General features: G+C 70.8%; 12 protein-coding genes. 7 read left to right on the forward strand and 5 right to left on the reverse strand.

What is annotated here, in order from left to right; translation table 11 throughout:
• Nucleotides 1-17 precede the first annotated feature (17 nt).
• From ACFWY6_RS05505 to ACFWY6_RS05515, 3 genes are all read left to right on the forward strand, one after another.
• Nucleotides 18-686, forward strand: a complete 669-nt coding sequence (locus tag ACFWY6_RS05505; RefSeq protein WP_384686652.1) for a PadR family transcriptional regulator — start codon at nt 18-20, stop codon at nt 684-686.
• 77 nt (nt 687-763) lie between these two features.
• Nucleotides 764-898, forward strand: coding sequence for a hypothetical protein (locus tag ACFWY6_RS05510; protein WP_266869403.1), 135 nt, complete (start codon nt 764-766; stop codon nt 896-898).
• 79 nt (nt 899-977) lie between these two features.
• Complete coding sequence (locus ACFWY6_RS05515) at nt 978-1,661, forward strand: glycerophosphodiester phosphodiesterase (protein ID WP_384686654.1); 684 nt, start codon at nt 978-980, stop codon at nt 1,659-1,661.
• A gap of 3 nt (nt 1,662-1,664) precedes the next feature.
• Here the strand turns inward: ACFWY6_RS05515 and ACFWY6_RS05520 are convergent, their stop codons facing one another.
• The gene (locus ACFWY6_RS05520) at nt 1,665-2,216 is read right to left on the reverse strand and encodes a GNAT family N-acetyltransferase (protein WP_384686656.1); all 552 of its coding nucleotides are present in this window, start codon (nt 2,214-2,216) and stop codon (nt 1,665-1,667) included.
• An 88-nt stretch (nt 2,217-2,304) separates the two neighbouring features.
• Between ACFWY6_RS05520 and ACFWY6_RS05525 the strand changes: the two genes are divergently transcribed.
• From ACFWY6_RS05525 to ACFWY6_RS05540, 4 genes are all read left to right on the forward strand, one after another.
• Nucleotides 2,305-2,697, forward strand: coding sequence for a VOC family protein (locus ACFWY6_RS05525; RefSeq protein ID WP_360771098.1), 393 nt, complete (start codon nt 2,305-2,307; stop codon nt 2,695-2,697).
• Nucleotides 2,698-2,941: 244 nt separating this feature from the next.
• Nucleotides 2,942-4,330, forward strand: coding sequence for an NAD(P)/FAD-dependent oxidoreductase (locus ACFWY6_RS05530; protein ID WP_384686658.1), 1,389 nt, complete (start codon nt 2,942-2,944; stop codon nt 4,328-4,330).
• 237 nt (nt 4,331-4,567) lie between these two features.
• The gene (locus tag ACFWY6_RS05535; RefSeq protein ID WP_384686660.1) at nt 4,568-6,151 is read left to right on the forward strand and encodes a hydantoinase/oxoprolinase N-terminal domain-containing protein; all 1,584 of its coding nucleotides are present in this window, start codon (nt 4,568-4,570) and stop codon (nt 6,149-6,151) included.
• Nucleotides 6,144-7,220, forward strand: a complete 1,077-nt coding sequence (locus ACFWY6_RS05540; protein ID WP_384686662.1) for a DUF917 domain-containing protein — start codon at nt 6,144-6,146, stop codon at nt 7,218-7,220. The genes ACFWY6_RS05535 and ACFWY6_RS05540 overlap by 8 nt, the downstream gene beginning before the upstream one ends.
• Here the strand turns inward: ACFWY6_RS05540 and ACFWY6_RS05545 are convergent.
• Genes ACFWY6_RS05545 through ACFWY6_RS05560 form a run of 4 tightly spaced genes read right to left on the reverse strand, consistent with a single transcriptional unit; the run spans nt 7,193 to nt 12,193 of the window.
• A complete protein-coding gene (locus tag ACFWY6_RS05545; RefSeq protein WP_384686663.1) occupies nt 7,193-9,526 on the reverse strand; it encodes a penicillin acylase family protein in 2,334 nt (777 codons plus the stop codon). The genes ACFWY6_RS05540 and ACFWY6_RS05545 overlap by 28 nt on opposite strands.
• Nucleotides 9,523-11,022, reverse strand: coding sequence for a sodium:solute symporter (locus ACFWY6_RS05550; protein ID WP_384686665.1), 1,500 nt, complete (start codon nt 11,020-11,022; stop codon nt 9,523-9,525). Before ACFWY6_RS05550 ends, ACFWY6_RS05545 begins: the two co-directional genes overlap by 4 nt.
• A complete protein-coding gene (locus tag ACFWY6_RS05555) occupies nt 11,019-11,345 on the reverse strand; it encodes a DUF3311 domain-containing protein (protein ID WP_384686667.1) in 327 nt (108 codons plus the stop codon). Before ACFWY6_RS05555 ends, ACFWY6_RS05550 begins: the two co-directional genes overlap by 4 nt.
• A 50-nt stretch (nt 11,346-11,395) precedes the next feature.
• The gene (locus tag ACFWY6_RS05560) at nt 11,396-12,193 is read right to left on the reverse strand and encodes an SDR family NAD(P)-dependent oxidoreductase (RefSeq protein WP_384686670.1); all 798 of its coding nucleotides are present in this window, start codon (nt 12,191-12,193) and stop codon (nt 11,396-11,398) included.
• Nucleotides 12,194-12,244 lie beyond the last annotated feature (51 nt).

A 12,244-nucleotide genomic window follows, 5' to 3' on the forward strand; every position in this document is an offset into this window, starting at 1 on the left:
TCCCTTCAATCAGTCATATGGCAGTCCCTGGTTCCGCCCCGCGTTCGCCCTCGCCCCAGCGGCCCGATGAGCTGCCGCCGACCGCATGGGCCGTGCTCGGCCTGCTCTCCTTCCCCGGCGAGCGGACCGGCTACGAGCTCAAGAAGTGGGCGGACGCCTCGCTCCGCTTCTTCTACTGGTCGCCCGCCATCAGTCAGATCTACGCCGAGCTGCGCCGCCTCGAAGGCCTCGGCTACGCCACGTCGCGGCGCTCGGGACCCGAGGAACCGCGCACCAAGCGCACGTACGCCATCACCGAGACGGGCCGTGCCGCGCTCGCCGGGTGGGCGGGCGGCGCCGAGGACGTGGGGCCGCCGGTGCTCAAGCATCCGCTGCTCCTGAGGGTCTGGCTCGGGCATCTCGCGGAGCCGGACGAACTGCGGGCACGGGTGCACGAGCACATCGCCCGTACGAAGGGCGAGCTGGCGCAAGTGCGCGAGGCGCTCGACCGCGCCGATGGCGTCGAGGCCTGGTCGCATCCGCAGATCGCGCTGCGCTGGAGCGCGCGGCGCCTGGAGGCGGAGATCGGCCTGGCCGAGGCGATGCTCGACGACCTCGCAGGCCTCACCGACCCCTCAAGCCCCACGGAGAACACCGCTCCCGCGGCGCCCGGTCAACCCCTGGAGGACTCGCCCACCCACGGGTGAAGCGGCTCGCGGCGACGGGCCGCCGGCCGGTAGGACGGGGCGGGTCAGCCGACCCCGCCGTACGGAGCAGTGCACCTGTGAGCACCCGCGCAGTCCTTGTCGCCGCCGTCATCACCGGCCTCATCCTCGGCATCATGGGAAGCAGAGCGAACGACTCCGATTCTTCCGGCCGGCCGCGTACGGGCGGTTCCATCGCGGAGGCGGGCCATTAGGCTGCGACCTTGCCGCGTGGCTTTCCTCCGTCCTCAGCCCCGCGGCCGCCGAGCCGCCGTCGACGGAAGCGAGTGAACCTTGAACTTCCTCACCATCGGTCATCGCGGGGTCATGGGTGTCGAACCCGAGAACACCCTCCGCTCCTTCATCGCCGCGCAAGCCGCGGGCCTCGATCTCATCGAGCTCGATCTGCATCTGAGCAAGGACGGCGCCCTCGTCGTCATGCACGACGCCGACGTGGCCCGTACGACCGACGGCAAGGGACCGATCGCCGAGAAGACCCTGGCCGAACTGCGGGATCTTGACGCGGGGCGCGGCGAGCGCATCCCGGTCTTCGAAGAGGTCCTGGACGCCGTGAAGGCTCCGCTGCAGGCCGAGATCAAGGACGTGGCGGCCGCGCGCGCCCTCGCCGAGGTCATGCACCGCCGCGATCTTGTGTCGCGGGTTGAGGTGATCTCCTTCCACGACGACGCGATCGCCGAGATCGCGCGCCTGGTCCCCGGCGTACGCACCGCGCTCGTCGCGAGCCGCTACGGCACCGACGTCGTGGAGCGCGCCACGGCGGTCGGCGCCACCACCCTCGTACTGAACATCCGGCGCCTGACGCTGGAGATCGTCGAGCGGGCCAAGAAGGCCGACCTGCGGATCATCGGCTGGGTCGTGAACACCCAGGACGATCTGCGCCTGGTGCGCGCGCTGCAGCTGGACGGCGCGACGACGGACTATCCGGAGATCAAGCGGACGGGCCGCTTCACGGCCTGACCCTCAGGCCAGCGGCTTGACCAGCAGCTCGAACTGCAGGTCGGCGCGTTGCGGAATGCCGAAGCGCTCATCGCCGTACGGGAAGGGAGTCATCTCTCCCGTACGGCGGTAGCCGCGCCGCTCGTACCAGGCGATGAGGTCGTCGCGTACGGAGATCACGGTCATGTGCATCTCACGGGCACCCCACGCCTCGCGGACGGTCCGCTCGGCCTCCGCGATGATGACCTTGCCGAGGCCCGCGCCCTGGAGCTCCGGGCTCACCGCGAACATCCCGAAGTAGGCGTGCGTACCGCGGTGTTCGAGCTGGCAGCAGGCGACGACCCGGCCGTCGCGCTCCACCGTGAGCAGCTTGCTCGTGGGCGACTTGATGACATCGACGACGCCCTGGGGGTCGGTGCGCTGCCCCTCCAGGATGTCCGCCTCCGTGGTCCAGCCGGTCCGGCTGGTGTCACCGCGGTACGCCGATTCGATCAGTGCGACGAGCGTGTCGACGTCCGCGTCGGTGGCGTCCCGGAAGACGAGGTCACTGGTGCTGGGGCGCGGTGCGGTGTCCATGGGTCGGGTGCTCCGTTCTCTGACGCGGCTCTGGGCGCGGCGCGGGCTGCGCACCGCCGAGGGTAACCCGCCGCTAAGGTGCGGCTGCATGGTGCACGTACTGAGCAGCAGGATCCTGCTCCACCCCACCGACCCCGAGCGCTCGCGCGCCTTCTACGGCGAGGCGCTCGGCCTGGCCGTCTACCGCGAGTTCGGCACGGGCCCCGAGCGCGGCACGGTCTACTTCCTGGGCGGCGGCTTCATCGAGGTCTCCGGCCGCTCCGAGAGCCCGCCATCCCCCGGCCTGCAGCTGTGGCTCCAGGTTCCGGACGCGCGGGCGGCCCACGCGGAGCTCGTGGAGCGCGGCGTGGAGGTGACACGGCCGCCGCTGAAGGAGCCCTGGGGTCTGATCGAGATGTGGATCGCGGACCCGGACGGCGTCAAGATCGTCGTCGTCGAAGTCCCGGACGATCACCCGATCCGTTTCCGGCCGGGGATCTGAGGCGCCTGCATCGCTGTACTGCCACTTTCCGCAGGGCAAGGAGCAGTTGGTGGGATTTCAGGCGTCTCAGCGGGTCCGGCGGCTGACTTCCGGGGTAGGGGGAACCCGCCCGGCGTACGTACCCGACATGCGGCGCCGGGCGCCTCGGCGGAGGATGAGCCGGACGCCTCTTCGAGGAGACCCGTATGTCGCCGCCCGACGGTGCCGACGCCGTCCTGAGCCCACACCCCTGGAGGGACCTCGAATGCAGCCTCCCCGGATTCTGATCGTCGGCGGTGGATTCGCCGGTATGGAGTGCGCGCACAAGCTGGAGCGGACGCTCAAGGCGAGCGACGCCCAGCTGCGGCTCGTCAGCCCGCAGGACAGCCAGCTGTATCTGCCGCTGCTTCCGCATGTCGCGGCGGGCGTGCTCACCCCGCAGGCGGTGGCGGTGCCGCTGCGCCGGATGCTGCGGCGCACGGTGATCGTGCCGGGCGGGGCGATCGGCGTGGACCCGCACGCGAAGGCCGTGATCGTACGGAAGATCAACGGCGAGGAGGTCGTGGAGCGTTACGACTACCTGGTGCTCACGCCGGGCAGCGTGACGCGGCAGTTCGACATCCCCGGTGTCGACACCCACGCCGTGGGCGTCAAGACGCTGGCCGAGGCCGCGTGGATCCGCGACCACGTGATCGCGCAGCTCGACCTGGCGGCGACGACATCGGACCGGGCCGAGCGCGCGTCACGGCTGCAGTTCGTCGTCGTCGGCGGCGGGTACGCGGGGACGGAGACGGCGGCCTGTCTGCAGCGGCTCACCAGTGCCGCCGTGCAGCGGTATCCGGGGCTCGACGCGTCGCTGATCAAGTGGCATCTGGTGGACATCGCACCGAAGTTGATGCCCGAACTGGGCGACCGGCTCGGCGAGAAGGCCCTCGCCATCCTGCGGCGCCGCGGCGTGAACGTGTCCCTCGGGGTCTCGGTGGCCAAGGCGACCGAGGACTGCGTCACGCTCACCGACGGGCGCGTGCTGCCGTGCCGCACACTGATCTGGACCGCGGGTGTCGCGCCGAGCCCGCTCATCGCCACGCTGGGCGCCGAGACCGACCGGGGCCGACTGGTGGTGCGCCCTGATCTGACGGTGCCCGGCCTCGACGGGGTGTTCGCGCTCGGCGACGCGGCGGCCGTGCCGGACCTCGCCAAGGGCGGCGACGCGATCTGCCCGCCGACCGCGCAGCACGCCATGCGGCAGGGGTGGGCCGCCGCGAAGAACATCACCGCGGCGCTGCACGGCGACCCGCTGACCGACTACCGGCACAAGGACATGGGCCTGGTCGTCGACCTCGGCGGCACCCAGGCCGTGTCGAAGCCGCTGGGCGTGCAGTTGACGGGCCTGCCCGCGCAGATCGTGGCGCGCGGCTACCACCTGGGCGCGCTGCGCACCCTCACCGCGCGCTTCCGCACGGCGGCGAACTGGGGCCTGAACGCGGTCGCGGGCAACGACTACGTACGCACCGGCTTCCAGGCCCAACGCCCGGCCACGCTCAGGGACTTCGAGCGCACCGACGTCTATCTCTCGAAGGAGGAGATCGACGCGCGGCTCGCGTCGGAGGGCACCAGGCGGTCGATGGCCCCGGAGAAGCCCCGCTTCCCGTAGACGACCGTCTCTGCTCTGGCCGGATGAGTGGGCGGCGACTACCAGTGGTGGGTAGCGCCGCTTCCGGCTTCACGCCGCCCGTACGAGGGGGGACGTACGGGGCTCCAGATGGCGGCGGTCGACGTCCGAGGGTAGATGCCGCCCTTCCGAAAGGCGCGTCGCGCCGGCTGGTTGATCACGGCGAGCGTCACGTCCGTACTACGCGTCAACTGCCCTCACACGAAGGACTCCACCACCATGCGTATCGGCATCGACGTCGGGGGGACCAACACCGACGCCGCACTCCTCGGGGGCGACGACCGCGTGCTCGCCACCGCCAAGTCGCCCACCACGTCCGACATCACCTCCGGGGTCACCGCCGCCGTCCGGGCCCTGGATCCGCCCGTCGAGTCCGTCACGGCGGTGATGATCGGTACCACGCACTTCCTCAACGCGCTCATCGAGGGCGCCCGCCTCGCACCCGTGGCTGCCGTGCGTCTGGGGCTGCCCGCCACGGCCGCCCTTCCGCCCATGACGGACTGGCCCGAGCGGCAGCGGGCCGCCGTCGGCGGGCACGGCTATCTCTGCCACGGCGGAAGGGAGTTCGACGGGCGTCCGCTTTCGCCGCTCGACCCGGAGGAACTGAAACGGGCCGCGGCGGACATCGCGGCGCGCGGGCTCACCTCCGTGGCCGTCTCATCGGTGTTCTCGCCGGCCGCGGAGGAGGACGAGCGGCGCGCGGCCGAGATCCTGCGGGCCGAGCTGGCCGTGGGCACGCACTTCTCGCTCTCCCACGAGCTGGGCCGGGTCGGACTCCTCGCCCGCGAGAACGCCACGATCATCAACGCGGCCCTGCGGGATCTGGCGGTCGTCATCGTCGAGTCGCTCGGCAAGGCGCTCGCGGAGGTGTCGGTCACCGCGCCGTTCTTCCTCTCGCAGAACGACGGGACGCTGATGGACGTCGACTTCGCTCGCGCCTATCCGGTGGCGACGTTCGCGTCGGGGCCGACCAATTCGATGCGGGGCGCGGCCTTCCTCTCCGGGCTCGGCGACTGCGCGGTCGTCGACGTGGGCGGCACCACGGCCGACGTCGGCATCCTCAGCGGGGGCTTTCCGCGCGAGGCGGCGGGCGAGAGCAGGGCAGCGGGGATCCGCACCAACTTCCGCGCCCCCGACGTCCTTTCGCTGGGCATCGGCGGCGGCTCGCTCGTCTCGCCGGACGGGGAGACCGGCCCGCGGTCGGTGGGCCACCGGCTCACCGAGGAGGCCCTGGTCTTCGGCGGTACGACACTGACGGCGACGGATCTCGCGGTCGCAGCGGGCCTGGCCGAGGTCGGGGACCGCAGCCAAGTGGCCCATCTGCAACAGGAATTCACCAAGTACGCCCTCGACAGGATCGCCGGGCGGCTCGCCGAGAGCGTCGACCGGATGCGCACCTCGGCCGCCGCGCTGCCGGTCGTGGCGGTCGGGGGCGGCTCCGTCCTGGTCCCCGACGCGCTGCCCGGCTTCGCCGATGTGCGCCGGCCACGCCACTTCGACGTGGCCAATGCGGTCGGTGCGGCGATCACCCAGGTCGGCGGGGAGGTCGACCGGGTCTACCAAGTCCCGGAGGGGCGGCGGGATTCGGTGCTCGCCGGGGCCCGCGACGAGGCGGTGGAGCGGGCGCGGGACGCCGGGGCGCGCCCCGGCAGCGTACGCGTCGTCGACATCGAGGAGGTGCCGCTCGCCTATCTGCCCGGCGGCGCGACACGCATCCGGGTCAAGGCGGTCGGCGATCTCGATCCGGCGCGGATCACCGGGGCGTCGGTCCGTCGCTCCGACCGGGCGACCGCGCATGCGTGAGATCACCCTCGGCAACCTCGACGACATCGCGCGCGGCGCGGGCATCCTCGGCACGGGCGGGGGCGGCGACCCGTACATCGGCAAGCTGCTGGCCCACGAGGCGATCCGGGCGCACGGCCCGGTGCGGGTCGTCGCCATCGACGAGGTGCCGGCCGACGCGACCGTCGTCCCGATATCGGGGATGGGCGCCCCGACGGTCCTCCTAGAGCGCGTACCGAACGGCCTGGAGGAACTGGCCGCGTTGCGCGCGCTGGAAAGACACATCGGCCGCCCGGCGACGCACATCGCGCCGATCGAGATCGGCGGGGTCAACTCGATGCTCCCGATCGCCTGCGCCGCGCGGTCGGGTCTGCCGATCGTGGACGGGGACGCGATGGGGCGGGCGTTCCCCGAGGCACAGATGGTGCTGCCGGGCCTGATCGGGGTCACCAACTCCCCGATGGCGCTGGCCGACGACAAGGGCAACACCATCATCATCGAGGCGGTCGACAACCACACGGCCGAGCGGATCGGGCGAGCGGTGTGCGTGGAACTCGGCTGCCAGATCGCCTGCGCGGACACCGTGCTGCGCGGCGACCAGCTCGCCGCCGGCCTGGTCCCGGCGACGCTCTCGCTCGCCGAGCGGCTGGGTGCGGCGGTACGCACGGCGCGGGCCGCGCACACCGGCCCGGTGGCGGCGGCTCGGAGGGTGCTCGGCGGCAGGGCGCTCCTGACGGGCAAGGTGGTCGATGTCGGCCGACGCACGGAACGGGGCTTCGCGCGGGGCCGGGCCCGCATAGAGGGCACCGGCCCCGACACCGACAAGGTGCTCGAACTCGCCTTCCAGAACGAGCACTTGATGGCGGTCAGGGACGGCGTGACCGTGACGACGACGCCGGACCTGATCTGCGTCCTGGACAGCGGAACAGGCGACCCGATCACCACGGAGGGCCTGCGCTACGGCCTGCGCGTCAGCATCGTGGCCGCCCCCTGCGACCCACGCTGGACCACGCCGGACGGCCTGGCACTGACCGGCCCGCGTTATTTCGGGTACGAGGTGGACTATGTGCCGTTCGGTTCGGCGGGCTGAGTCTCCTGCCTGCCCAGGTGCGCGGCGGACGGCAGCAGGGTGATCGTCCGCCGCGCCCCTTTCTCCACGGCGGCACGGGAGTACAACAGCGGAAAGGAACCGTCGGCGGCCCAGGCCCCGAACAGATCCTCGTAATGCTCACTGCCCGGAACACCGGACTGCCCCGGCGAGTTCATGGCCACGGAGTCGTCCCAGGAGCCGACGTCGACAACGATCCGGAAGGTGGCCCCGGCGGTCTGCCGAAAGCCGGGCCCATAGGCGGCGGCCCCCACGGTGTCCCCACTGCCGCCGCGCGGGACGGGCCCCAGAGAGGCCCACTCCGGGGCGGGCCCGTCGAGCAGGCCGGCGATGGGATGCCGCAGCTGGGCCTGGTGCAGCGCACCCCAGGCCCATCCGCCGGGGTCGGGCCCGAGCAGCCGCCCCAACTCACCGACGGCGTCGGCAAGCGTGCGGAGCAACAGCGCGGGATCCGGATCGCCCTCAAGCAGTTCAAGATCGACGCGGGGATCAGCTGCGGCATCCTCCACGGGCAGCACCCGGGCAAGGGCCCGCTGCCGCTGCCCCTCCCCCACCATCCCGTCGAGCGCCCGCTCCAGGAGGGCGGGCCGCAGATGACGCCGGTACCAGACCTCGAAGAGGGCGGCGGCCGGGGACTCGGCGGTGAGCCGCGCGTCCCAGTCACGCAGCAGTCCGAGGGCGTCGGCCACCACGGGATCGCCGCTCTCCAATCCTCCGAGCAGCCGCTGAACGCGCCGGGCGGGCAGACTCACATAGTCGGTCTGCAGCCGAACACACTCTTCGACGGTCCACCCGGTGCGCGCGCCGAGCTCCTCACTGATGCGGTCGTGGCGGGTGGCGGCGTACCAGTCGTACGTCACCGTCTTCTCGTCGTTCGGGTAATCGGGCGGCAGATTCAGCTGGTTGGCGGTGGCGAACCAGCCCTGCTCCGGGTCACGCTCCGACGGCAGCTCCTCGACATCCAGGAAGCCGTCCCACTCGTAACGGCCGTCGCCCGGGACCGGCAGGGTGCCGTCCCAGCCCCGGCGGACGGGGACACGACCGGCGGGGCGCCAGCCGATGGTCCCGTCCGGGGCCGCGTAGACCTGATTCTCACCGGGGGCACCCCAACGGCGCATGGCCGCAACGAACGCATCCGGGCTCTCCGCCCGCATGTAGTCCATGCTGCCCAGATAGGGGGCCATACCCGGCCCGAGCCAGGCGGCACGGACCGCGAACGCGGCGTTCTTGTCCGGGAGTTCGCGAATGACGGGCCCATGACGGGTGAACCACAAGTCGGTGGTGACCGGGTCACCACCACACACCGGGATCTCCTCCGTAACCCGGGTCATCGCCTCCCACTGCCCCTGGTACCAGTACGCGTGCGGATCATCGGGATCCGTGCGGTAGACGTACAGATCCTCCTGATCGATCGGGAAAATCGTCAGGCCGAACGCGATCTGACCGTTGTGACCGATGGAGATGCCGGGCAGGGCCGGTTCGCCCGCACCGATGACGTCGATGCCGGGCGCCGAGAGGTGCGCCAGATAGCGCAGGGCGGGCAGGGTGACGGCGCGGTGCGGGTCGTTGGCGAGCAGCGGGCGGCCGGTGGCGGTGCGGGACGGGGCGATGACCCAGTTGTTGGACCCGTCCAGGCCCTGGCGGGGAGCTGCGTCCGCCGCCCACGGGGGCGTGGTGGCCATCTCGTACACGCGCAGGACATCGTCCGGGATGACGGACAGGTCCAGCCCTTCGGGGACGCGCAGTTGGTGCGGCGCGGGCTCACGGCGGCGACGCAGCTCCTCCGCACCGGGCCCGTGATCGCGCAGGGTGAGAGCGCGGGCGACCTCGTCTCGCAGGTTGTACTGGAGGCCGTGGCTGCGGATGCGGGCCACGTCGGACGGATCCCAGTAGGCCGGGATGTACCCCAACTCGGCGAACTCCGGCGGAAGATGACGATCATCCTCACGACACAGCGCCACATAGGCATTGATGCCGCGCACGAACGCCGCCGTCACCCGCTCTGTGTCATCACCGTAGGCACGCCACTCCTCAGCCATGTCACCCCGGTAGAGGAACAGCCGTGCCGCACGGTCATGTTCGACGTACCGCTCCCCCAACGCCTCGGCAAGCAGCCCGAGTCCACGACGGCGCCACAGATCGAGCTGGAAGAGCCGATCACGCGCGGCGTTGAATCCTTGGGCGAGGAAGAGGTCGCCCTGCGAAGCGGCATACACATGAGGCACGCCCCACTGATCAATCACAATCTCCACGGGCTCGACAAGCCCCGGGACCTCATACTCCGTCATCCGCCACTCACTCCCCTGCGCCACGGCCCTGCGGCGCGCTGCGCCAGCCTGACGACAACAACCACCACAACCAAATTGACCGCGAGCGCGATGATGCCGCCATTCACCCCCAGGAAGGGGTCATTCTCGGTCGCCCACAACCCCGTCATCACCGCAAGCCCAGCCACCATCCCCGCAACAGCGGCCCGCGCAGTCAACCGCCGCCAGTACAAGGCAAGCAGCACAACGGGCACGAGCTGCGCAAGCCCCTCGTACGACAGCACCGACAACTCAACAAGCGTGTTCGGATAGAACAGACTGCCGGCAAGGGCGATCAACCCGGCGACGACACAGACCAGTTGGGACAACCGCTTGGTCCGTATATCACTGGCATCTCCAGCCTTCCCGAGAACACGACGCCGGGCCCGCGGATCAGCACCGTTACCGCCGCCCAAAACGGTACGGCCCCACAACGTACCGATCGAAAGCATGAAGACACTCATCGGCACGATCGCCGACAGCGCGCCCGCGACACCGATGAGCGCGACGACGGGCGAGGGCAGCGAGTCAGTCACCAGGCTGAAGAGGGCCAAGTCGGGATTGCCGAGGGTCGGCATCACGAACAACGCCGTGGCACCGACCACCATCGGCACGAACAACAGCAGTTGGTACCAAGGCAGCAGCAGCGCGTTGCGCCGCAGCGCGTTGGGACTCTTCGCGCTGAGGTAACCGGCAACCGTGGTCGGGAAGATGGTGATCGTCACGGCGTTGAGCACCACGGTGCTCAGGAACCACACACCGTCACGCCCGCCGGACTCATGCCCCGGAAAGGTCAGCCACTCACGCTTCTCGCTCACCATGCGCTGCATGAAGTCGCCGAAGCCACCCAGGTAGTGCATAGGGATGTACACGGCGAGGAACACGACAGCGACGATCACCAGCATGTCCTTGAGCACGCTCACCCACGCCGACCCGCGCAGCCCAGAAACAAGGATGAAGACCTCGGCCACCACAAAAGAGATGACGGCCGCGACCTTCAGATCGACATGGCCGTACGTCATCGCGTTCACCACGACGCCCATGCCCTGAATCTGCACCTGGATGTAGGGGACGATGAAGACAGTCGCGACAACAGCGACGAGAATCCCCACCGGCCGCGAGCGGAACCGGAATTCGGCGATGTCCGCGATCGAGATGAGCCCGTGCCGGCTCGCGTACGTCCACAGCGCGGGCCCCACGACGTACGCGACGGCGAAGCCCACCGTCAGATACGCGACGAGATAGAGGATCGGCGCGCCAAACGAATACGACCAGCCGGCCGTCCCCAGGAACGAGAAACTGGTGTACGTCTCGCCGGCCATCAGCAGCCAAATGAAGAGCACCCCGAGGCCACGGCTGGAGACCGACCACTCGGCGAGCCCCTTGGACCGGCCCCGGGCGCTCCACACCCCGATCAGGATGGTGGCGGCCATGGCGATCCCGAACACGGTCGTCGCAATGGCTGCGGACCCGTTCATCGACTGCCTCCTTCAGGATCGTCGGCAGGGATGGGTTCCACGGCGCCCGAGCGGTAGGCGGGGTCGAGGCGGGCGGCGAGCCAGATGACGAGCGGGCTGATCACCGTGGCGGCGATGACCCAGGCGAGGAGAAAGGGGACGCCGAGGATCCGGGGCTCGATGCGGTTGGCGACGAACGGGGCGGACCCGTACAGCAGGACGGGGACGAGCAGCAGCCACAGGGAGGGACGGGCGACGCCACGCAGGCTGGGAAGGCCGTCGAGGGGCGAGGCCGCAGGGGCCGGTGACCCCTGCTCGCCGCTGTCTTCGGCTGTCGGGGGCATGAGGGAACTCCTACGGGAGGTACGGCGGGGGAGGTCACGCGGCGCGAACGTCACACCGAGGGGTCGTAACGCCCGTCGACCGCCGTCCAGCCACCGTCCACGGTCAGCACACTGCCGGTGACGAACGTGGCCGCGTCCGACACCAGATAGGCGACGGCGCCTGCGAGCTCGTCGGCGCGGGCCCAGCGCTTGAGCGCGGAGGCCTGGGTGTAGGCATCGAACCATGCGGGGTCGGCGGCGATCTGATCGGTGAGCGGGGTACGGACCACGCCGGGCGCGACAGCGTTGAACCGCACGCCCTGCGGCCCCCATTCTGCTGCGGCCGTCCGCAGCAGCTGAATCAGCCCCGCCTTCGACGCGGCGTACGCCCCCTGCCCCGGCTCCACCTGGAAGGCCCGCATCGAGGCGAACCCCACGACGCTCCCCCGCCCGCGCTCGGCCATGCCGGGAGCCACGGCCTGGATGAGCGTGAGGTAGGACCGCAGGTTCAGCGCGACGACCCGGTCGAACTCCTCCAGGGTGTAATCGGCGATGCGCTTGCGGACATTGGCCCCGACGGTGACGACGAGCCCGTCGAGCGGCCCCCACTCGGCGACGGCGGCGCGGACCCCGTCCGGGTCGAGCACGTCGAGGGTGCAGGGGACCGCGGTGCCGGGACGGTCGCCTGCCGACGCCCCGTCCGCCGCCAGCGCCGCCGTCCGCGCGGCGCCCTCCGCGTCCCGGTCGGCGACGATGACGTGCGCGCCCTGGGCGACCAGTGCGCGCGCCGCCTCGCGGCCGATGCCGCTTGCGCCGCCGACTACCGCGATGCGGTGTGCGTCGAGCCGGAAGAGGTTGCCGTAGTCCATGGGGTGCTGCCTCTCTTGGTGTGCGGACAAGCGGACCGTTGAGATTCCGCG

Origin of the sequence: Streptomyces sp. NPDC059037, from assembly GCF_042740015.1 — a bacterium.
Taxonomy (GTDB): Bacteria; Actinomycetota; Actinomycetes; order Streptomycetales; family Streptomycetaceae; genus Streptomyces.